Genomic DNA, 19,318 nt, shown 5'->3' with positions numbered 1-19,318 from the left:
ATGCAGCAGCGCAACCGGATCGACTGCGCCGCTGCGGGTCTCAACTCAGGTACTTGTACTCGGCAAGCACATCGGCCCGCGCAGGGATCAACGCGCTGTCGGAAGCGGTGAACTGAACACCGATCGCTGCGCCGGTATCTGAGTCGATCTGCTGCAGCACGTACGGTTCGTCGCCGCCGGAGATGCCCACCACGCGGATCGCGGCGCGGTTCCACAACTCGTCGGCGACCTCCACAAGGTCACCGACGGTGAACCGCAGGCTCACAGCGGGTTGACGGCCGGCCGGGCCAGCGCGCCGACATCGGCCATCTTGAGCGCTCCGAACACCGCCGCTGGGTTGTAGGTGAACTCGATCGGGCCGCCCTTGGGGTGGGTGAAGACCGTCTCGACCAGTGCATCGTTGGTGGCCACGGCGAACACCTCCATCCATGCGTCGTGGGTCTCGATCAGGGCGTGCGCCTCGGTCGGGTCCAGCACGGACGTTCCGACAGCGGCGTTGACGTACGGGGCGACTGTCTCCGGCGCAGTCCGGCAGGCGTCCAGGTAGCGGCGGTAGGACGCCAGCGCGTAACTGGCCTCGGCGACACCGTTGTAGCCGGCAGCCGAGACGGTGGCCGCCCATCCCCGCGGATCGCCCCCGGGCCGCAGCTGCGCGGTGAACGCCGGTGTGGCGGCCCGTGACCGCGGGTCCAAGTCCACAGGGGCGGGGACATGGTTGATCGAGCAGATCGTGATTCCGCGCAGGGTTTCAGCGCTGCTGTCGTGGCCGAGCACGGTTTCCCACCGTGCAGTGTCATTCAGCGGCAGCGCAGCGGTGTCGATGACGCTGAATGGGGCGTCGGTGGGGGCCAGGTCGCCGGGATCTGCAGCGGCGGTGGACACCGAGCTGAGCAGTGCCGCTGCAGCCAGCGACAGCGAAGCGACCGGACGGATGAAGCGGCGAGTCAGGTTCATGGGCGGCACGGTAGACGTCTGCGTTGACGGTGGGCTCGCGCGGCGCGCACGGCGCTGTCGGCGGGGCAGTGTCACGTCCCGTTTTCGTCGCCTGTTTCAGGCACCGCGATCGAGGCAGGTTCGCCGAGGATGCGTGCGACAGTTGTGCGCTGGGCGTCGGTCAACATGTCTGTGGTGAATCCGTCAATTACCAGTGCCCACCAGACAGTCTGCTGGATCGGACAATTCGGACAGGTGCGGGCGCTGACGATGGTGAACGCCCCCATATGTGGCGGGTAGTCCCAGCCAGCGGCGTGCGCAGCCTCGCAGTCCAGCACCGCGTCGGTGCCACAGACCTCACAGATGTGCCGCAGCTGCATGACCTAGACGGTAGCGATGCACTACCGGTTCCTTTCCGCCATCTCGTCGAAGCTGCTGAACAGTTCGGGCCAGTCCGGGCCCTGGGCCAGCGACGTGGCAGGCAACCGGCCCATCGCCACTGCCAGGCGCACTCCCAGATGTGTGGAGCCGGCTACCGCCAGCCAGCCGGCGCAGGCACGGTCGCGGCCGGGGACCGTCTTGTGGCAGGCGAAGATCGGCGCGTCGAGACCGGCTTCCGCGCCCGGCCGCCCCACCGTTGAGCGCAGCTGTTCGTAGCGCTGAGATGTGAACTCGCCGGCGGGGGAGTCGCGGCGCCAAGGACAGTTGGCACACGGCTGCTGCCGGTGTGGAATCTCGGACGCTGCTTCGGCCACCGTCAGACCACCGTGGCGAGATCCACCGCGGTGGGCGGCGCGGTGGTGAAACTCAGATAGCAGTCAGATTCGTCAACCCACTCTTCGTCGATCTCCCAGGCTCCGATCGGTGTCTGTTCGATCTGCTCGGGCCACTCCGCATCAATTCCGGCGACGATGCAGCCGCGGTAGGGGACCGTCCATCCCCACCCGTTGCGCCAGGTATGGGTGACGCCGTGAAAGTCGAACTCCTCCTGGTCGAACCATGGTGGGCGCGGCCGGTTTCCGCCCTCGCCGGGTCCCTCGCCGAGACAGTTCGGGTGACCGTCTGGGCAGTCGCAGCTGTGCGGGCCGCACGCCGCCGAGATGCCGTCGAACTCGTGTGGCTCAGGGCATGCGGTCCAGCCTTCGCAGCGCTGCGGATCAGTGCACACAATCGTGTAGTCGCGCTCGTCGGGATGCTCGGGGAAGATGTGCTGTTCCGGATGTACCGGCCCGGGCCGGTGGTCGTCAAGACCGATCACCAGCACATGGCCGCTCACAGCGGATCAACCTTGCCGTCGGGGTAGCACACCAGCACCGGGCGCTTGATCGATACGGCGTAGTCGATGGTGTACCAGGTGCCCGATCCGCTGCGGCGGGGACCGTCGGGTGTGGCCAGCAGCAACGTGGATGCATCGACGATGTCGCGGTCACGGTCCAGGTAGTCCTTGGCCGGCAGCCACAGCGCCCGCGGGTCATACGGCATGCGCAGGCGCGGATTGATCGGCGGATGTACCGTCACGGCGTCAGTGTCTGGAGTCCGCTCAAATGCGAACGCGTGCATCTGCGCGTCCGCGCCGACACACCCGCCGTGATGCAGCAGTGTGCCCGGCGAGAAGACCGAAGGCAGCCAGGCGTGCTGGGCAGCTGACATCCCGTTGCGGGTTCCGGTGAATCCGATGCGGTCGGTCATGTGCTCTCCTGGGTTCGGGGGACGAGACGGGGTGTGAAGGTGACTACGTTCTTGGTTTGGGTCACAGCGGTGACAGGGTAAGGGTCACCACTGACTTCGACTCCGTCGTAGGTGGATTCACCGACCAGGTACTGCCACAGCCCGCCGTCGGGGTCGACGACGGTGATCGTGAAGTACACGTTGCTGTGCTTGAAAGTGGTGTATTCGCGGGCCACCGCTGTCCAGCCCCCGGTGGTGTCACCGATCGCGTTGAGCCACACGCCGTGCTCGGCGATGAAGCGGCGGGCCTGCGCGAGGGTGGCCATCAGTGTCTCTCCCGCACGCCATTGGCGAGGACCAGTCCCGCGCCCGCGCAGTGGTTGCACACGGCTGCCGGCTCAGCGATGCGGGCTCGGATGCTCTGGGCGATCTGCTCGACCTGCTCGTGGGCCTGGGCCAGTGTCTGCGCGGTCAGCACCACCGGAACCTGCTCGGACAGCTGCACATACTTCGTGTCGGGAACCGGGATGCGCTTGGCGTTGCGCCGGTTGTTGAGCGGATCCTTCTTCACCAGCTTCGTGCGCGCATCGGCGAAAGGGACCGAGAAGTTGACGAGCAGGGTGGTCTCCGTGGCACTCCACGCGGGTTTGTGCACCTGCACGCGGACACCGGGAATGTCGAGTTGGCCAGCGACCAGATCCGGTACGCCACTGAGCGTTCCGGGGACCAGGGCCGACAGCGGGGACAGGATGCCGAGGTAGTCCGGGGCCGGCGCCCATCCCGCAGCGGTTGCCGGGATGTCGTCGGTGTCGACGCCGAGGATGCGCATCTGCGCCAGGTCATAGACCGTTTCCGGGGTGTGCGTGGTGCGGTTGCTGTCCTCGACTCGGCGGTAGAACGCATCGACGTTCTCCCATTGGGCCCGCAGTCGGGCCATCTGCTGCTCGGTGTCAACGATGGCGGGCAGTTCGACGACAGCAGTGATGCGCTCGAAGCGCAACAGGGTCCGCGTCGTCTCGGTGCGTGCCGGGCCGGCCACGGTGAAGCCTGTGGACCCGGCCTCCAGCACTACGAAGCCGCTCGCGGCGTGCACGGTGGCTGACTCCCGAACAGACTCACCGGCGGCGAGCCGCACGGGTACCAGGGTCTTGTCGTTGGACAGCCGCAAGGCGACAGCCATGTTCACCACCCCGCGTAGCACATGGTCAGATCCGCGATGATGCGTCGGCGCTTCTCATCGAGCGCGGCGGCCACCGCGCCCGGACTGTCGGCACCGAGGCGCGTCAGCATCGCGGCGCCGTCGTCGGCGTTGTAGAAGCTGTACATGGCGGCCAGGAACACCGCCTCGCCGGTCGACAGCACGCCCAGGGCGTCGCTGATGCGGTCGAAGTTCGGACAGAAGTTCCACTTCGACGTGCGCTCGCCGCTGTGGTGTGAGGCGTAGAAGTACCGAGGTCCGGCGAGCTGGACTCCCCGGTGCCACGCCGCGTCGAATGCGGCTTCGTCGTAGAACGGGCTGGACATGTTTACTGCCTCTCGGCGGGGTGGTTGTCGGCCGGGTCGGAGACGGAGTCGAACTCGAATTCAGGATCTGCCAGGCACATTCGGCACCTGCCCAGATGTCCGCATCGGCGGCAAGGCGGGTTCATCCCACAAGCACATTCTCGTGCAGGTCGAACCACTCGCCGGGGTGTGTGCCGAAGTAGATCGCCACTGCTTTGTCCGCGTCGGCCGGCGGGTCAGCAGGAACGACGAGCGTGTGGCCGTCATCGTCGTACTCGCCGCCGGCGACTTCGGCCCACCACTGGTCCACATAGGCCGTCAGTGTGGCCTGTGCGCGCGCTTCGCTGGTGTGTGCCGAGATGTCGCTGCCGTGGCGGTGGTGGATCTCCAAGATCCAGGTCTGTGCGTCCATGTCAGAGTCCTTTCACCGCGGCGATCCACTTGTTTAGGGCCGTGGTCGTCACGACCCTGCGGCGGTTGGCGCCGTGGCCGTAGAACTGTCCGTCGGAGATGATGTCTCCGTGTCCGGCCACCCGAGCGATCTGGTGGGTCAATGCTGACTCGTAGACCGCGACAACCTTGCCGTCTCGCACGGCCACACGCGCGATGTCGTTGCCGAAACCGTTCCCGCCCCAGACGGACTTGGCGTAGACGACGATTCCGTTGCGGTACGGCTTCTGCGGGTGGAACAGCGCGTCGGTGGTCACTGCGCCCAAGTCTGTACGGACGCCGTTGGTGCTCAGGTCGCCGGATACGGCGAGACGAGTTCGATCCGTGATCATCCCGACTCCTTAATCTCTAAAATAGAGAATAGCGTGACGAGCCGACAGGGGCGAACCGGGTGCTAGATCCCCGCCACCGAACGGGCATCCGCGTAGATTCCCGACAGCTCCTGCGGGCTCGGCGGTCCATGGGCAGCGCCATCAGCAGCCAGCACCGCCTGCAGCGTGATCCCCGCGGTGAGAAAATCCGCGACCGAGCGGCGTAGGTGATTCGACGAGGTAACCAGCACCGCACCGGAGCCCAGACCGGCGATGCGAAGCAGCTCGGCGGTCTGCAATGCGTTCGTGGCCGTGGACACCGAGGTCGACTCCTGGTGTATCCGTAGAGGATCTAGGCCGCGGTCGATGAGCCAGGCTGCCATCGCTTCGGCCTCGGTCCGCCCGCCGCGGGGATTGCCGCCGGAGACCACCACCGGCATGTGCGGGTAAGCGGCGGCGACTGCCAGGCCTTTCTCCAGTCGCTCGACCAAGATGGGGCGCAGACCGCCGTCATCGAGCAGTCCGAACCCGAGCACGACGACCACGGACCCCGGCGCGATGCCCACCGGAACCCGGTCGGTGAGCGGGAAGCTCAGCGCCTGCGCGACATCACCCATCACCGCGGCGGTGCGGCGTGCATGCTCGACCGGAAGCTGGTCTACGGCGGCCTGGGCGCCGATCGAGTCGCCGGCGGCCTGCAACGCGAACGCCTCATCGGTGAGCGCAGCGATCGTAGACTCCGCGTGCGCCGTCGGTGCGGCGGCCAGCAGCACCGCCATCGAGAGCACCGCGGCGGCCAATCCCCGGCGAGGGCCGAGAATTGGGCGAATGCGGCCGCCGCTACCTGCGCGGGTCACGTCACTCTCCCGCCGGGATACTCGTCAGTTCGCGGGTTCGACACCGGTAGGGACTCCCTTCACGGTCGCCTTGGCGCGGGGCTGGGCGCGTACCGCCTTTCCATCGCGGACGAACCCGGCGGCCGAAACCTGCACCGAGACCAAGGTCTTTTCCCCGGAGACGAACGGATGGAAACCCACTCCGCCCCCGCCGCGGCCTTTCACCGGGATGTCAGTGCACGCAGTGACTTTCCAGCCCTTCTCCGAAGTCGACAGCAGCGCCGCGCCAGCCGAGTCGCGGATCGGCAGTGCGGCGATCACCGCGTCGTCGACATCCTCGGCGCTCAGCCGCATCCCCGCCACGCCATTACCTGCCGCACCCTGGGAATTCACCGTCCCCGGGTCGATCCGCAGCACCTTGCCGTACCGGGTGACCAGCGCCAGATGCACCCCCTCGGGCAGCACCCCCGAGCACAGCAGCCCGGTGATGTCCGGGGCCACCGGCATGTCGCGGATCTTGGTCGGCAGGCCGGCGCCCGTCGTGAACTTGACTCGGCCATCTGACCACACGGCCCACCCGGTGCCGCCGCTGAGAAGATCGCCGTGGCTGTCGGAGAAGACACCTCGGTCATCGAGACGCCAGTTCGGGTTGAGCTTGCGTTCGCGGGGGCCGTCCTCGTCGCCGCTGTGACCGGAGACCGGCACCGCATCGAACTCGAGACGGGTTCGTCGATCGAACTCAGGCCCATCGAACAACTTCGCGGTCTCGACGAGTTCAGCGTCGATGACGGCGCGACGCGCCACAGGGGAGGACACCAGCAGCTCCAACCGCGCTGCCTCAGCCGCGAGCCGGTCGGCCTCGGTCTGCAACTCCAGAACGTCGAGCCTGGTCAGGCGCCGCAGCTGCATCGCCAGCACGTGATCGGCCTGTCCGGAATCGATGCCGAACCGCGCGCACAGCCCATCGCGAGCGGCGTCGACAGTGTCGGATCCGCGGATGACCGCCACTGCCGCGTCGATGTCGACGTGCACCGACAACAGGCCGGCCACCACATGCCGGCGCGCGGCGACCTTCTCCAGGCGGTGCTCGCTCCGGCGCACCACCACCGAGTCGCGCAGCGACAGGAATGACGCCACCAGCTCGCGCACGGACCACCACCGCGGCACCCGGTTCTCGTCGAGCGCAACCAGGCTCGCGGCGAACGTTGACTCCAGCGGTGTGAGTGACAGCAGCGCAGTCGCCACGTCGGCCGGGTCATGTCCCCGCTTGGCGCTGACGACGATCCGCAGGCCGTTGCGCCGGTCGGTCAGATCTGACAGGTCCGCCACGCCGGGCAGCTCGCCACTGTCGACGAGTGCGCGGATGCGTTCCTGCACGGTGGAGCTGGCCACGCCCGGCGGCAGTTCGGTGATCACCACATTGCGGCCCTCCACGGTCAGGGATCCGCGCACGGTGAATGAGCCGCGTCCAGTGGTCACGTACTCCCGCAGGCCCGTCGAGCCGACCACCGAGGCTCCGCAGCCCCAGTCGGGGCCCGGCAGGAGTTCCATCAGCGCGTCATCGGAGAGGTCCGGGTCGGCCAGCAGTGCCCGGCACGCGGCCATCACCTGCCGCGGATTGTGTGCCGGAACCTTGGTCGCCCAGCCTTCGGCAATGCCTACCGCGCCGTTGCACAGCAGCACCGGGAAACGTGCCGGCAGGACCACGGGCTCGGTCCATTCGCCGTCGAACGTCGACACCATCGGCACCGCATGGTCGGACAATTCCGCAGTCAGTGCCGCGCCGGCGGCTGACAGCCGCATCTCGGTGTAGCGGTCGGCCGCGGGAATGTCGCCCTGAATGCGCGGGAATGCGCCCTGTCCGTCGATGATCTTGACGCGCTGAAACTCTGCGGCCAGCAGCGCCGCTGCGCCGTACATCGCCGCACCGCCATGCGGGTGAAGGTTGCCGGTGACAGCGGAGCAGACTTTCGATGACTTCTGAGGCTTGTTTCCGGGCAACAGGTTCGAGGAGAACATCTGGTACAGCAGTCGGCGCTGGCCAGGCTTGAGGCCGTCGTAGGCCGAGGGGATCGCGCGGTCGCTGACGCTGTACAGCGCGAAACTGAGCTGGTAGCGGTTCCAGTAGTCCTCGGCTGACTGGTCGTGGACCAGATCCGGGTTCTGCTCAAGTGTGGTGCTCACGGTTGTGACGGCTCCTTAGTCGAGATCCAGTGCGGCGGTGTCGATCCGGGCCGCTGCTGCCGCCATCCAGTCGCGGCGGCCTTCCGGCGGTCCTCCGAACAGCACGTGGTGCAGGTCCGCAGCCGTGGCGTCGGGGTGGATGCGGATGACGCTGCGCTGTGTGGGGTCCAGCACGGTGTTCCAGAAGTCGTCGGCGTTCATCTCGCCCAGGCCTTTGTTGCGCTGCACTTCGACTTTGCCCCTGGACGTTGTGCGCAGTGCGGCCACGGCTTCATCACGTTCGGCTTCGTCCTGGCAGTAGATGCGGCGGGTTCCGTCGGAGACCACGAACAGCGGCGGCATCGTCACGTACACCATGCCGGCGGCCACCAGTGGCCGGTAGAAGTCCAGGAACATCGAGATCAAGCTGGAGTTGATGTTGCCGCCGTCGGGATCGGCGTCGGAGGCGAACAGGATGCGGTCATAGCGGCACTCCTCGGGATCGCAGCGATCGCGCACCCCGCAGCCGAGAATTCGCTCGATCGCGTCGAACTCGTCTTTGCTGCGCGCCTTGGCCGCAGTCCAGCCGAACGTGTTGGGCGGCTTGCCTTTCAACGGGAACGCCGCCTGGAACGTGGCGTCACGCGCAGCTTTGACGGTGCCGAGTGCGGAGTCGCCCTCGCAGATGAACAGTTCGGCGCCGCTGCCGCGACCGCTTTCGCGGCTGGGCAGCAGCTTGGCCGGCAATGACAGGTTGGTGCCCAGCCCCTTGGCTTTCGATGCGGCGCGGGATCGGGCCTTGGCGCCTTCGGCGCTGCGGCGTGCGCGGGCGACCTCCAATGCCATCTTCGCCCACACCGTGATGGCCGGCATGTTGGCGGGATTGGCCGCCCACACCGCTACGGCGCGGGCAACATCGGGCGCCATGGCCAGATTCAGCGAGCGCGACGAAACGGCAGTCTTGGCCTGCGAATCCCAGGCCACGTCGGGGGCGCGGGTGTCCACGGCCAGTGATGTGACCGCGACGAAATCCTGCGCTTCGGGGCCGTCTTCGCCTTTGGCCAGACCGAGGTCGCGTATGCGCGACGCGCGGTCGGCCAGCCCTTCGGAGATTCCCTTCACGGCTGCTGACAGGTGTGAGCCGCCGTTGGCGGTGCGCACGGTGTTGCAGAAGGCGGACACGACGGGCGGCTCGGTGGGACCGGCGGTCAACGACCACCGGAACGGTGTCGACCCGCGACCGGTCGTATAGTCGCCGCGTCCCTCGATCGTCATGCGGGGATCGGGCCGCACGCCGCCTGACGCGGTGCACATGAGGTCCAGCAGCGCATCGGTGCCCCACGGGCCATCGAACGGTGCGACGAGCGCCTGCGGAATCTCGCCCAGCGGCCAGCCTGCGTCGAGGACGCGCAAGCGCACACCGGGGGACATGCGCGCCGCGGCGTGGGCCCGCAGCAACACCTCGGCGATGTCGATGGAGCAGTCCGGCGCGACTGCCGTGTCGAACAGGATGCGCACCGCGGTTCCGTGGCCGGTGTGTTCCGCGGTTCCGCTGCCGCGCAACTTCTGGGTATCGACACGCAGGAAATCGGCGTCCGGGTCGAAACCGGTGCCCGAAAACACACCAGGGTAGCCGCCGCCGAAGCTCTGTAGATACACCTTTCCGTCGCGGTGTACGGTCACATCCGCGCGCTTGGAGATGAACACCGCAGCTGCGGCACCGATGCCGTTGAGGCCAGCGCCGGTGGCCGCCGCGTCGGCATGAGCAGAGAACTTGCCGCCGGCCCGAGCGGTGCCGAGGGTCTTGACGATGCCGTTCTTTCCTGTGACCGGGTCGGAATCGACAGGCAGCCCGCGACCGTCATCGGCGACGGTTACCGAGCCGTCAGCGTGCAGGGTGATTGTCACCGTCGATCCGCCATGGCTCGGCACGGAGACCTCTTCGATGGCGTTGTCGACCAGCTCGCGCAGCGCGGTGTTGAGGGCGTCGAGGCCGAGGTTCACCGCCGGGCGCAGCCGCGTGTGCTGTACGTCGTCGAGTTCGGTGATGTCGGAGGCGGTGTAGCTCACCTGCGGTAGTCCTTCCCAGTCAACGTGTGTCAGCGGTGGTGGGCACCATGCCAGTCGTGCTGGTGCCGGGCAGCCTGCGCCGCGAGGACACGCCGGTCATGCCGCGCCCTGGGCGTCGCCATCGAAGAGCGCCATCTGGTTGGGGTCGTCGAACGGCACCACTGTCACGTCTTTGATGTTGTCCGGGTCCAGTGCCATCCGCTCGGCGGCCTCGGCCAGCTCCACCAGCCGCCACTGCCGCTCGGTGCGCTGGGCCAGCGTCCCGGACGGCAACTCCCGCGTGCGGTGAGCGGCTTCGCAGATGGCATCGGCGACGGCCTCGGCGACCGGTGCAGAGCTGTTGCGCAGCTCGCGCACCCCGCGTGAGATCTCTTCGACGGCACCTTGTTCGGGGCCGTAGACGCCGCCCGATCCGGGGACGCCTGTGGGAAGGTCGTAGTGATCGAACGGGTCGCCGGTGATGATGTGGCGCGGTTCGAGCAGTGTGTCCATCAGAATCCGGCGGGGCCCGGGGTCTGCGGCCGGCAACTCCGCCCACGCCGCGCCGGTGTCGGCCATCCAGCCGTTGGCGACCACCTCGATGCGGTGTGCCAGATCAGGGGAACACACCTTGTCCAGGCCGCGGGAGTTGCGGTACTCGAGTGGGCGATGTTTCGGATCATCACTGGGAAGCCGAGTGAGATAGCTCAGCGCGGCGGATTCCGACAGTTCGAGAGCATCCTCAGCGACCGCGTGACGTGCTGTTTCGATGTCCCCTTTGGCGCGAGTGAGATAGCTGTTCCAGTTGTCGGCGCCGATCGCCTCGGCGGGGGTGTAGCAGTTTCCGAGGTGAGCGGCGAAAGCCGTTGCAGCATCGGCGGCGTCCGGGTCGGCGAAGTGGGTCGCTCCGATGTCGGTGGTGCCTGTGAGACGGCCGTAGGCGGCGGTTACTTCACGCACGTTGCTCAGTGGCAGGGAGAGTTCATCGCCGTCGACGGTGCGGAAGTCGACATGTGATCGGGGTTTTGAGCGTGACTTTGAGCGCGAGGTTGACTGCGATGTTGACTGGCCAGGGCCTTCGGCTTCGGCGAGCGCGGCCGCCTCGTGGTCGCGCCAGCTCTGCAGCTCGTCGGGGTCGACATCGCGGCGCTGAGCACGGGCCGCGGCGACGCACAGGCCGGTGTAGTGCCGACGCTTGTCGGCGACCTCGGCATCGACGGCGTCGAGTTCGTCTGCGCTGGCATGCGGTCCGCCGGCACCGTTGATCTGCGCGGCCAGGTTGGGTGCGGCGAACGTGTCCAGCTCGACCTTGGCCAGCACGGCGACCGACGGCTCCTGTCCGGGGGCCGGCACCCGCACTGGCAAACTTCCCGTAGTCGAGGACGTGACAGTCGCGGCCACGGTCGCAGCGGATTCGGCGAGGTCGGCCTTGCGCGCAGCGGTGAACGCGCGCAGTGTCGTGGCGATGTCGTGATTCACACGGGCCGCGGGGGACACAGTGGAGATGGTGTGCGGGTTCAGCCCCAGTTCGGTGGCCAAAGCGGCCAGCGCCGAGGTGGGCGCCGTGGCAATCACTTCGAGCGTGTGTGGTCCAGCTACTTCGGCAGCAGCAGCAGCAGCGCTGACATCGGCGCGGTAGGTCCGCATGGCGACTCGGCGTTCACGGTCACGCTGGGCGGATCGGTGTCGTGGGCAGCGGCGGCCTCCGATGCGGCACATGGGCTTCTCCTCCGTCGGTGAGGTGATGTAGGCGGGGAACGGTCCCCTCCGGCGCACGGTAGCGCGGAGGGTCGGCGTCAACGTTGCTCAGCGGTGCGGCGCTCTTCGGCGTGTTGTGTACCGCTCGCCGGTGTGACAGTCTCTAAAATAGAGAATTCTACGGGGGAGTAAGTATGCAGTTCGGAAGCCTGAGTAACCTGGTCGCCGCTGGTTCGCGCAGTCATCGCCCCGAAGTCGGCATCGGAGCGACGATGCTGAGCTGGACCGATCGCCATGCCGCAACGGTGGTGTCGGTATCGGGGGACGGCCAGGAGGTGGGCGTCCAGCGCGACCTCGCCCGCCGAGTGGACGGTGGCGGTCCGACCGACGGCGGCCAGCGCTACGAATACACCCCCGATCCTGACGCGCGGAGCGACATCTACACGCTGCGCCGCAACGGTAATTGGGTGCGTAAAGGCGAACCGATGCGCAAAGGTGCTGTGCTCATGATTGGCGCCCGTGATGAGTTCTATGACTTCACGTTCTAGCATCGGCCTGTCGCCGGGCCGGTCTACGCTTCACCTCCGCTGCTGACCGGACCCGCAGCGTGTGGCGCCCAGGCGGACCAGCTACACGCCGCGGTTACGCGGTGGCCTACGTGCCGAAATTTCTGAGGAACGAACACTCCGGGGGGTTTGCGTGATGAGCAGCCGATGGCAGGCGACGTGCACGGGATGGGCGATCGCCGCAGTTCTGGTATGCCTCACAGGCTGCGCGGGCGAAGCGCATGTGCCTGGCGCCGCCGTGCTTCCGGGGCTCGCGGTTGTCTCTCCTGATCCGGCTCAACCGGCCGGAGTGGGAGAGGTGATAGACGGCAACTGGCCGGTGGCCGATGGCCGCCGGCTGATCGAGTTGGCCGAGCTGCTCGACGCCAAGAACGCCGACGCTCCGCGCAACGGTGCCGCGACCGGCGTGCTGGCGGTATTGGACGCCGATGTGCAGGAGTGGTTGCACGCCCGCAGCGTCCGGCCAGTGGCGAAGGTGGGCGGGGCCAACACTGCCGCTGCGCTGCGGTTGGCGGGGATGGCAGTGCAGGAGACGAAAGGGCGTATCGATGCCCTGGCGCGAAGCGACGGCCCCACTGATACGCGCGCAGAGCTGATCCGTTCCGCTGCGTCGGCGCTCGAGGATGTGCTGGAGCTGACCGGCGCGCGAGTGGGTCTTCCTGTCGGTTGACGCGACGGGGGAGTGGGCGTCGCGCCCACCCGTTCGATTGCCGTGTTTCGAATGATGTTGTGATGTGAGCAGTTCCGGTCCCCAGTGGGCGTCGATGGAGGTTGTCACCCCTCTGTTGTATTCTCTAAAACAGAGAATCGACGGCAGCAAGGAGACCGCTGAAATGACCACCCCAGCACCGGCAAACGCACTGGAAACAGTGATGCTCATTCAGGTCGATGCCCGGGTCAACCACAACAAGTTCTACGAGCTGTCCAAGCTGCCCGATGGCAACACGTTGGCTCGATGGGGGCGCGTCGGTGCTGGAGCCCAGTCTCGGGTCTACCCCGGCCACCACAGCTTCACCGCTAAGCGGAACGAGAAGTTGGCCAAAGGCTACGTCGAGTTCGGCACCAGCGATCGCGCCGGTACAGCTGCTCCCACCAACCGCCCTGACCTGCACAAGCTGGTGACAGCTGCGCTGCTCGGAGTGGCGGGTGGGTCGGCAGATCTGGTCTCCCACCTGATCGGCGCCAACCGCCACGCCATCGACACCGCCACCGGCGGCCGGATCGCGGTGTCCGACACCGGTGCAGTGACCACCGCGCTCGGACCCGTCTCGCTGGCCCAGATCGCCCGCGCCCGGCGCGAACTGGCCACCCTGCGCAAGGGTTACGACCGCCCAGCCGTGGAGAGCTATCTGACGCTCATCCCGCAGAAGATCGCCAGCGTGCGGGCCACAGACTGGGTCACACGCAGCTGGTGCCGCGACCAGGATGACCTGCTCGACGCCCTTGAGTCGGCAGTCACCATGTCGGCGACCACCACGAACACAGCCGCCGACGCGCAGCCGATTCACTTCCGGCACAGCATGGTAGAGATCAACAAGGGCGAACCCGGTTTCGCCGAGATCGCCGCGCGCTTCGAGAAGTCACGCAACGCCATGCACGATGCCAACCGGCTGACGCTGCACCGGGTGTGGGAACTGCGCGATGAGCAGAAACCGGCCTGGGATGCACGTAAGGCCGCGCTCAAGCACAGCCGCGTCCTCTGGCACGGCACCACCGCCGGAAACGTGCTCTCCATCCTGCGTACCGGCCTGATCTGCCCGCCCTCGACTGCCGGCGCCTACAACACCACCGGGCGCATGTTCGGTGACGGCGTCTACTTCTCGGACCAGTCGACCAAAAGTCTGAACTACGCGATCGGCTGCGCCCCCGGTCAGCGCAGCCGAGCAGGGGCCGGACACCCGATGATGTTCCTGGCCGATGTGGTGATGGGGCGCGAATGCCGCTCTGAAACCACCCTTTCCGGCTCTGCGTTGGTGTCCCGCTCCCGTACGGGTAAGGACGACAAGGGCCGCGGCTTCGACTCGCTGTTCGTCCGCGGCGGGCACTGCGGGGTGCGCAACAACGAGATGGTCGTGTGGAACACCGAGCAGATCCGGCTCACCCACCTGTGCGAGTTCCGCTGAGCGCCCGCGTCGTCGTCGGTCGTCGGCGTAGTTGATGGGTACCGTGCGCCGCCATGAAAGCAACGAGGCCGCTCTTGGCGCGGTTGACCGCCGCGGTCGGTGCAGGGTTCGTCGTGCTGTGCCTGTCAGGCTGCACGTCCGCGCCCCAGCGGCCGATGTGCGAGCCCACGCCCGGTATCGCGGACTACGCGGAGCTACCGTGCCGGCTCGCGCATGCCGATTACGTCGAAGCCATGAACCGCTCGACGGCGCAGAAGCTGCTCGATGGTGATCGCGACGAGTGGATCGCAGCGTCCAAAACGCTGTTCGGCGCAGCTCTGCTTGGTGTCGGCCTCTTCGGTCTGATTGCCGGGCGCCACGGCAGCAGTGGCGATGAGCGGCATCCCACGGCCGGGTTTGCGCGCACCGACGACGGCCCCGCGCCGCGCCCGCTGCTGCCGCTGGTCGGCACACACGTCACCCTGCGCGGAGAACAGTTCACCGTGCTCGATGACAGCGCGCCAGCAATGGATCCGGCACGTCGCTTCGGAGGTCGGGCCGCGGTGACGGCCCTCGACGCCCACGGTCGGGTCGGACTGCTGTTCGTCGGGTTCGACACCAACGGCCGCATCTTTGAGGCGGCCACCGGCGCTGAGCCGTGGGCAGCTGCGCATATCGTCGTTGCCTGATTCGGAGCCGGTCGGGACGTGACACCCTGCGGCTGACGTGGACAGGTCGCGGTAGCGTTCGCGCTCATGAGCACCGTGCTGCTACCGCTGCGGATCGCCGCTGTGATCGCTGCGGGAGCGGCACTGCTGTGCCTTGCGGGTTGCACGCCGTCGCCGAAAGACCCGCAGTGTTATGCCATCAGCGGGGCGACCGACGCCGCTTCGCAGCTGTGCCGGTCGCAGCGTGCGAAGTATGAGCGCCACGAGAATCAGTCATTTCTGCAGAAGCTCGTCGATGGCGACCGTGACTCGTGGGGCAAGGCCGCCCCGTTCATAGCCGTGGCACTCGGTGCCTCCGGATGGCTGATCAAGCGCGCGAGGACCGCGCCGGCATCTGCCCCCGCCACGCCGCAACCCCCACCGCCGCCGCCACCTCCGCCTCCGCCGCGGAAGATCGGGCTGGCGGGTTCCCGGATTGCGCACCTCGGATGCATCTACACCGTGCTTGACGATTCGGCTGTCACCGGTGACGGCCGCCGCAGCAGCGTCATCGCAGCAGATGAGGATGATCAGGCGGGGCTGCTGTTTCTCGGCTTCGACGAGACCGGCGCGGTGTGCGAAGCCCGCACCCGCGACGGCGCATGGGCCGCTGCCCATGTCATCGGTTAGGGCTCAAACCTGACGACGCACGGACCTGCGGACTCACCGCGGGGTTCCAGAACCCGCAGCTGCCGGGTCCGCACCGACCGGGAGCCATCAGTCGGTGTAGGCCAGGGCGCCGCACCGCGGGCACTCGCCGGCCGGCTCGGGTCCGTCAGTATCGACACGCAAGCTGTGGTCGCGGACGTCGTTAAGCTGCGTTTCGTCGCAACTGAACTGGCAGTTGTCGCACCGGGCATGGCTCACGATCAGGTCGCGTCGATGCCGCAGCCGGTGCACAGCAGCACTTGCCCGTCGTGGATCCATTCTGTGTCGAGGTGCCCAGCCGTGCATTGTTCGGGAGTGTTGGGCCAGTTCCGGCCAGGCAGCACGGCGACCAATCTGCGCGGCACTACGTAGTCGCCACCGTGGTTGCGGGGCTCTCGCGGGTCCCACTGTCCGCCTATCGCTGACAGGTCGGGGATGTCGTTGCGTTCGTAGCGTTCGCCCACTGCTGCACTCCTGGTCGGTTTCCGTCGGGGAGTGCACAGGATGCGGTGAGACCCGCCGCCCGGACGTCGGCGGCGCGGGGACACGCGGACAGAGCGGGCACCGCGGCACCCTCCCGTGACGCGCTCCAATGAGCATTCCTGGGCCGACACGGTGAAGGACGTGACAGGTCGGCGCGTGCAGCGGACTCTCTCGCGCGGATGTGGAACTTTGGTCCCAACTGCACTCGGTGAGACGGGTGGGAAGGAGAGTGCCATGGATCCCGAGGTGTCCCACCGCCGCCGGACCAAAAGGCTGTTGTGGACGATCCTGGTGTGCGCCACAGCCGCGAGCATTTCGGGGAACATCGCCCAGGCCGCCATGCACCACGGGGTGCTCCAGGCCGGCGGACCGGTAATCGCAGCGGCTCTGCCGCCGTTGGCGCTGCTGAGCCTGACCCACCTCACGGGCATGTGGTCGCGCATCACCACCAGAGGGATCGTCTACTGGTGCTTCCTGGTGGCGGTCGCTGCGATCACCACCGCGGCGTTCCGACTCAGCTTCGAGGCGCAGCGAGCACTGGCGGTGCAGTACGGATACAGCCGCGCTGATGCAGCGCTCTTCCCACTGATTCTCGACGGGCTCATCGCGGTGGCGACGTTGGGTCTGGTGGTGCTCGCTCGCACCGATGAACCGACCCTTGCACCGGTGCAGGCCGATGACGCGCACCGTGACGCACAGGAGTCGACCCGTGCATCAGCGGTGCGCACCGGTGAACCAAGTCCAGCTGCGCTGGGCGCCCCAGCGGGTGTCAACGGTGCGTCACTGGCTGCACCGGGTGCGCCGGCACAGCTGCCAGGTGGCGCATCAGCTGGTGCGCCGGCTGCAGCCATGCACCACGGAAACTCGGCATCGACCCGCGGTGCAACCACGCTGACCAGCGGTGATTCACCCGGTGCACCGCAGATGGTGCGCGCGTCAGCTACTGATGAATCGGTCGACGCGGCGATTCTGGGTGCTGACGGGGCTCTGCAGATCGCGCATCAGTTGATCGAGATGGGGCGCACCACTGCACCACTGGAAGCGGTGCACCTGGTGCTGGTGCGCGCAGCCTCTGGTGCATCGAGCCGGCCGGTGGCTGCGGAGGTCGGTCTGTCTTACAGCACGGTGCAGCGCATCATCCGCGCCGCGCGGGAAGTGAATCAGGACTGTTCCGTCTGACTCGCCCCGGTTGCCCCGATGCACCAGGGCAACCGGACGATGAACCGCGCCGGTGCACCATGCAGGGCGACTGCACCGGGGCACTGACGCGCGCACCAGCCGGTGAATCACCGTGGGCCTCACCGGCTGGTGGTCATGCACCGCGGGTGTTTGTCCGTGGGTCAGGTCAGCCAAGCAAGGGGGCGTGACACGACCCGTGGCGCTCACAGCCACTGCAACTCGGACACGGCGTGCGGGTCGGTCGACATCATCGTCGCGAACTCTTTGACGGTGAGCCCCCGCTTCATCGCTCCCTCATAGACCAGCTTGGGCGACAGTGCCCCGCACGTGATTTGCAGGGTCGAGGAGCACAGCCCTGCGATCTGACCCGCGGTGTCAGCGTGCGCCGCCCCTATCCGCCGCAGTGAGGTCAGCGCCTCGTCGTAGGTCGGGTGCGACATCAGGCGTTCTCGAAACGGTCCGCGGTCTCGGCGTCGAGCGAGGTGCCGTAGCCGCCGGGTCGGATATGGGCGCTGATGCTCGGGCCGTGGCGGTGCGCCCGGCCGGCCGACCCCGGTGGGTCGATCCGCGACACGGTGAGCACATGCTCCTTACCGACCTCACGGATTCTGTCGCCGACCTTCAACGTGAACACATCGACCACTGCTGGCTCCTCACAGACGGGGGTTCGGTTCCGTGACGGTGCCAGTCCGAGGCGTCGGATCCGGTGCGCGGCGCGAATGCTCAGCTGCGTTTCACCCACAGCACCTCGTCGCGAGCCGCGGCCTTCTCGACTCTCGGCGCCCGCAGCGTGATCCGCTCCCAATCTCCGAGCGCAGTGTCGTACAGGGTGCTCGCGTACCCGCTGAGAATGACGGCGCCGCGATGCTCTCGCAGCTGCGCCAACAGCTGCTCGTGATGGGCGTTATCGGTTTCGTGGGCATAGAGCTTCGCGGTGCGTGTCTGGCGCAGGTATGGCGGGTCGACGTAAAGCAGCACATCAGGGCGGTTGAACCGCTCGATGACCTCCAGCGCGTCACGGTTCTCGATCTCAGCGTCGGCCAGGCGAGCAGCGACGGCCTGCAGCTGCGCGGGAACCTTGCGCCATCGCTGCGACATCCCTGCCCGAGCCTGCGCCGGACCGCGGTTGCGCCATCCGGTCACCTTCGAGCGGACAGCGGCATGGGCCTGCCAGGTCCGCACCGCGAACCGCCGCGCTGCTTCTACCGGAGCATCAGCGGCCGCTGTGGAGGCCTCGTACTCGGTGCGCGACCACGGCGTGGTCTCCAGCGCCCAGCACAGATCCTCGGTGCGTTCGCGCAGCACTCGCCAGAAATTGACCACCTCCCCATCGATGTCGTTCAAAACCTCGTGTAGCGACGGTGGCTTGGTGAAGAACACCGCTCCAGACCCGAGATAGGGCTCGACGTAGTGGCTGTGCTGGCCGAACTCCGCGACTGGCTGTGTCAACCCGATCTGGGACCACGATGACGGCCTGACTGGGACCCACCTGGCACCGGCTAATCACGCCCTTGGTCTCGGTGGTCACTGCCGAGTGGCGAGGGCTATAGGTATCTGCAGACCTGATCGGGGCTACAGGTTTCGGGCTCTGGGAGGGCTGCATCGTCGCGGAGCGCAGCCACGTTGTCGCGAAGTGTTGTGAGGTCGGCGATCTGCGCGTCGATGTCGGCAAGGCGCGCGTCCAGCAGGTCACGTACGTGGCCGCAGGGAGCTTGGCCGTGGTCGCGGATGTCGAGGATCTGCTTGATCTGGGCGAGGGTGAGCCCGGCCGCTTGGCCGCGGTGGACGAAGTCGATCCGGCTGACCGCGTCGGGGGTGTAGTCGCGGTAGCCGGCCGGTGTGCGTTCGGCCGGGGGCAGCAGCCCTTGCTCTTCGTAGAACCGCAGAGTCTTGGTGGTCGTGCCTGCCGCCTCGGCGAGTTCTCCGATCCGCATCCCGGCCTCCATCGTGTCGCAGGTCTCGCTTGACCTTCCCCTTTACTGGAAGGTCCAGTATCGCTGCATCAGGAGCGTTTCCCAACAG

26 protein-coding genes are annotated in these 19,318 nt (G+C 67.3%); 6 read left to right on the top strand and 20 right to left on the bottom strand.

From position 1 onward, the window contains the following. Positions 1–40 precede the first annotated feature (40 nt). The 15 genes from AWB94_RS05825 to AWB94_RS05755 all read right to left on the bottom strand — a co-directional run bounded on the left by AWB94_RS05825 (position 41) and on the right by AWB94_RS05755 (position 11,560). Positions 41–265, bottom strand: a complete 225-nt coding sequence (locus AWB94_RS05825; RefSeq protein ID WP_036376526.1) for a hypothetical protein — start codon at positions 263–265, stop codon at positions 41–43. Beyond that, positions 262–954: a hypothetical protein gene (locus AWB94_RS05820; protein WP_062656065.1), complete on the bottom strand. Its 693-nt coding sequence runs from the start codon at positions 952–954 to the stop codon at positions 262–264. The genes AWB94_RS05825 and AWB94_RS05820 overlap by 4 nt, the downstream gene beginning before the upstream one ends. Positions 955–1,025: 71 nt before the next feature. Next, positions 1,026–1,313 carry a hypothetical protein gene (locus AWB94_RS05815; RefSeq protein ID WP_062656066.1) on the bottom strand — a complete coding sequence of 96 codons (288 nt, stop codon included), beginning with the start codon at positions 1,311–1,313 and terminating at the stop codon, positions 1,026–1,028. 21 nt (positions 1,314–1,334) lie between these two features. Beyond that, positions 1,335–1,688, bottom strand: a complete 354-nt coding sequence (locus tag AWB94_RS05810; protein WP_062656067.1) for a DUF6283 family protein — start codon at positions 1,686–1,688, stop codon at positions 1,335–1,337. Positions 1,689–1,690: 2 nt separating this feature from the next. Beyond that, entirely contained in the window at positions 1,691–2,209 is a 519-nt protein-coding gene (locus tag AWB94_RS05805) for a hypothetical protein (protein ID WP_062656068.1), read from the bottom strand. After that, positions 2,206–2,622, bottom strand: a complete 417-nt coding sequence (locus AWB94_RS05800; RefSeq protein ID WP_062656069.1) for a hypothetical protein — start codon at positions 2,620–2,622, stop codon at positions 2,206–2,208. Before AWB94_RS05800 ends, AWB94_RS05805 begins: the two co-directional genes overlap by 4 nt. Next, a complete protein-coding gene (locus tag AWB94_RS05795) occupies positions 2,619–2,927 on the bottom strand; it encodes a hypothetical protein (RefSeq protein ID WP_062656070.1) in 309 nt (102 codons plus the stop codon). The genes AWB94_RS05800 and AWB94_RS05795 overlap by 4 nt, the downstream gene beginning before the upstream one ends. Beyond that, a complete protein-coding gene (locus tag AWB94_RS05790) occupies positions 2,927–3,781 on the bottom strand; it encodes a hypothetical protein (RefSeq protein ID WP_062656175.1) in 855 nt (284 codons plus the stop codon). The genes AWB94_RS05795 and AWB94_RS05790 overlap by 1 nt, the downstream gene beginning before the upstream one ends. A 2-nt stretch (positions 3,782–3,783) precedes the next feature. After that, positions 3,784–4,125, bottom strand: coding sequence for a hypothetical protein (locus AWB94_RS05785; protein ID WP_062656071.1), 342 nt, complete (start codon positions 4,123–4,125; stop codon positions 3,784–3,786). A 121-nt stretch (positions 4,126–4,246) separates the two neighbouring features. Beyond that, the gene (locus tag AWB94_RS05780) at positions 4,247–4,516 is read right to left on the bottom strand and encodes a hypothetical protein (protein WP_062656072.1); all 270 of its coding nucleotides are present in this window, start codon (positions 4,514–4,516) and stop codon (positions 4,247–4,249) included. 1 nt (position 4,517) lies between these two features. Beyond that, positions 4,518–4,811: a hypothetical protein gene (locus AWB94_RS05775; protein WP_062656073.1), complete on the bottom strand. Its 294-nt coding sequence runs from the start codon at positions 4,809–4,811 to the stop codon at positions 4,518–4,520. Positions 4,812–4,948: 137 nt separating this feature from the next. Then, positions 4,949–5,722: a YdcF family protein gene (locus AWB94_RS05770; protein ID WP_131805247.1), complete on the bottom strand. Its 774-nt coding sequence runs from the start codon at positions 5,720–5,722 to the stop codon at positions 4,949–4,951. Between the two features lie 24 nt (positions 5,723–5,746). After that, complete coding sequence (locus AWB94_RS05765; protein ID WP_062656075.1) at positions 5,747–7,885, bottom strand: DNA gyrase subunit A; 2,139 nt, start codon at positions 7,883–7,885, stop codon at positions 5,747–5,749. Between the two features lie 15 nt (positions 7,886–7,900). Then, complete coding sequence (locus AWB94_RS05760; RefSeq protein WP_062656076.1) at positions 7,901–9,934, bottom strand: toprim domain-containing protein; 2,034 nt, start codon at positions 9,932–9,934, stop codon at positions 7,901–7,903. A 96-nt stretch (positions 9,935–10,030) separates the two neighbouring features. After that, positions 10,031–11,560, bottom strand: a complete 1,530-nt coding sequence (locus tag AWB94_RS05755; protein WP_131805248.1) for a hypothetical protein — start codon at positions 11,558–11,560, stop codon at positions 10,031–10,033. A 245-nt stretch (positions 11,561–11,805) separates the two neighbouring features. On the opposite strand from AWB94_RS05755, the gene AWB94_RS05750 reads away from it, so the two are divergent. From AWB94_RS05750 to AWB94_RS05730, 5 genes are all read left to right on the top strand, one after another. Beyond that, a complete protein-coding gene (locus AWB94_RS05750; protein ID WP_062656078.1) occupies positions 11,806–12,159 on the top strand; it encodes a hypothetical protein in 354 nt (117 codons plus the stop codon). A 307-nt stretch (positions 12,160–12,466) separates the two neighbouring features. After that, positions 12,467–12,847, top strand: coding sequence for a hypothetical protein (locus tag AWB94_RS05745; RefSeq protein ID WP_062656079.1), 381 nt, complete (start codon positions 12,467–12,469; stop codon positions 12,845–12,847). A 163-nt stretch (positions 12,848–13,010) separates the two neighbouring features. After that, entirely contained in the window at positions 13,011–14,300 is a 1,290-nt protein-coding gene (locus AWB94_RS05740; RefSeq protein ID WP_062656080.1) for a WGR domain-containing protein, read from the top strand. Positions 14,301–14,374: 74 nt separating this feature from the next. After that, positions 14,375–14,968, top strand: coding sequence for a hypothetical protein (locus AWB94_RS05735; RefSeq protein WP_131805249.1), 594 nt, complete (start codon positions 14,375–14,377; stop codon positions 14,966–14,968). A 66-nt stretch (positions 14,969–15,034) separates the two neighbouring features. After that, complete coding sequence (locus tag AWB94_RS05730; protein ID WP_062656082.1) at positions 15,035–15,616, top strand: hypothetical protein; 582 nt, start codon at positions 15,035–15,037, stop codon at positions 15,614–15,616. Positions 15,617–15,855: 239 nt separating this feature from the next. Here AWB94_RS05730 and AWB94_RS05725 read toward each other — a convergent pair whose 3' ends face one another. Beyond that, positions 15,856–16,098: a hypothetical protein gene (locus tag AWB94_RS05725; RefSeq protein ID WP_062656083.1), complete on the bottom strand. Its 243-nt coding sequence runs from the start codon at positions 16,096–16,098 to the stop codon at positions 15,856–15,858. A gap of 253 nt (positions 16,099–16,351) precedes the next feature. On the opposite strand from AWB94_RS05725, the gene AWB94_RS05720 reads away from it, so the two are divergent. Then, positions 16,352–17,296: a helix-turn-helix domain-containing protein gene (locus AWB94_RS05720; protein WP_062656084.1), complete on the top strand. Its 945-nt coding sequence runs from the start codon at positions 16,352–16,354 to the stop codon at positions 17,294–17,296. A gap of 203 nt (positions 17,297–17,499) precedes the next feature. Here AWB94_RS05720 and AWB94_RS05715 read toward each other — a convergent pair whose 3' ends face one another. The 4 genes from AWB94_RS05715 to AWB94_RS05700 form a co-directional block, all read right to left on the bottom strand. Beyond that, positions 17,500–17,736 carry a hypothetical protein gene (locus tag AWB94_RS05715; protein ID WP_062656085.1) on the bottom strand — a complete coding sequence of 79 codons (237 nt, stop codon included), beginning with the start codon at positions 17,734–17,736 and terminating at the stop codon, positions 17,500–17,502. Next, a complete protein-coding gene (locus AWB94_RS05710) occupies positions 17,736–17,939 on the bottom strand; it encodes a hypothetical protein (RefSeq protein WP_062656086.1) in 204 nt (67 codons plus the stop codon). The genes AWB94_RS05715 and AWB94_RS05710 overlap by 1 nt, the downstream gene beginning before the upstream one ends. 80 nt (positions 17,940–18,019) lie before the next feature. Beyond that, positions 18,020–18,745, bottom strand: coding sequence for a DNA adenine methylase (locus AWB94_RS05705; protein ID WP_165605297.1), 726 nt, complete (start codon positions 18,743–18,745; stop codon positions 18,020–18,022). A gap of 95 nt (positions 18,746–18,840) precedes the next feature. After that, on the bottom strand, positions 18,841–19,230 hold the full coding sequence (locus AWB94_RS05700) for a heavy metal-responsive transcriptional regulator (RefSeq protein ID WP_006246584.1): 390 nt from the start codon (positions 19,228–19,230) through the stop codon (positions 18,841–18,843). Between the last annotated feature and the right edge of the window lie 88 nt (positions 19,231–19,318).

This window comes from Mycolicibacterium canariasense, assembly GCF_002101555.1.
Taxonomy (GTDB): domain Bacteria; phylum Actinomycetota; class Actinomycetes; order Mycobacteriales; family Mycobacteriaceae; genus Mycobacterium; species Mycobacterium canariasense.
Note: the sequence above shows the minus strand (reverse complement) of the source record. Positions and strands in the feature narration are given on the sequence as shown.

What these genes read in the sequence shown, in the direction of transcription:
- AWB94_RS05820 (WP_062656065.1), bottom strand. Translation starts at nt 954, where the DNA reads ATGAACCTGACTCGCCGCTTCATCCGTCCGGTCGCTTCGCTGTCGCTG.
- AWB94_RS05700 (WP_006246584.1), bottom strand. Translation starts at nt 19,230, where the DNA reads ATGCGGATCGGAGAACTCGCCGAGGCGGCAGGCACGACCACCAAGACT.
- AWB94_RS05800 (WP_062656069.1), bottom strand. Translation starts at nt 2,622, where the DNA reads ATGACCGACCGCATCGGATTCACCGGAACCCGCAACGGGATGTCAGCT.
- AWB94_RS05740 (WP_062656080.1), top strand. Translation starts at nt 13,011, where the DNA reads ATGACCACCCCAGCACCGGCAAACGCACTGGAAACAGTGATGCTCATT.
- AWB94_RS05715 (WP_062656085.1), bottom strand. Translation starts at nt 17,736, where the DNA reads ATGTCGCACCCGACCTACGACGAGGCGCTGACCTCACTGCGGCGGATA.
- AWB94_RS05790 (WP_062656175.1), bottom strand. Translation starts at nt 3,781, where the DNA reads ATGGCTGTCGCCTTGCGGCTGTCCAACGACAAGACCCTGGTACCCGTG.
- AWB94_RS05780 (WP_062656072.1), bottom strand. Translation starts at nt 4,516, where the DNA reads ATGGACGCACAGACCTGGATCTTGGAGATCCACCACCGCCACGGCAGC.
- AWB94_RS05730 (WP_062656082.1), top strand. Translation starts at nt 15,035, where the DNA reads ATGAGCACCGTGCTGCTACCGCTGCGGATCGCCGCTGTGATCGCTGCG.
- AWB94_RS05785 (WP_062656071.1), bottom strand. Translation starts at nt 4,125, where the DNA reads ATGTCCAGCCCGTTCTACGACGAAGCCGCATTCGACGCGGCGTGGCAC.
- AWB94_RS05750 (WP_062656078.1), top strand. Translation starts at nt 11,806, where the DNA reads ATGCAGTTCGGAAGCCTGAGTAACCTGGTCGCCGCTGGTTCGCGCAGT.
- AWB94_RS05755 (WP_131805248.1), bottom strand. Translation starts at nt 11,560, where the DNA reads ATGCGGACCTACCGCGCCGATGTCAGCGCTGCTGCTGCTGCTGCCGAA.
- AWB94_RS05720 (WP_062656084.1), top strand. Translation starts at nt 16,352, where the DNA reads ATGGATCCCGAGGTGTCCCACCGCCGCCGGACCAAAAGGCTGTTGTGG.
- AWB94_RS05795 (WP_062656070.1), bottom strand. Translation starts at nt 2,927, where the DNA reads ATGGCCACCCTCGCGCAGGCCCGCCGCTTCATCGCCGAGCACGGCGTG.
- AWB94_RS05815 (WP_062656066.1), bottom strand. Translation starts at nt 1,313, where the DNA reads ATGCAGCTGCGGCACATCTGTGAGGTCTGTGGCACCGACGCGGTGCTG.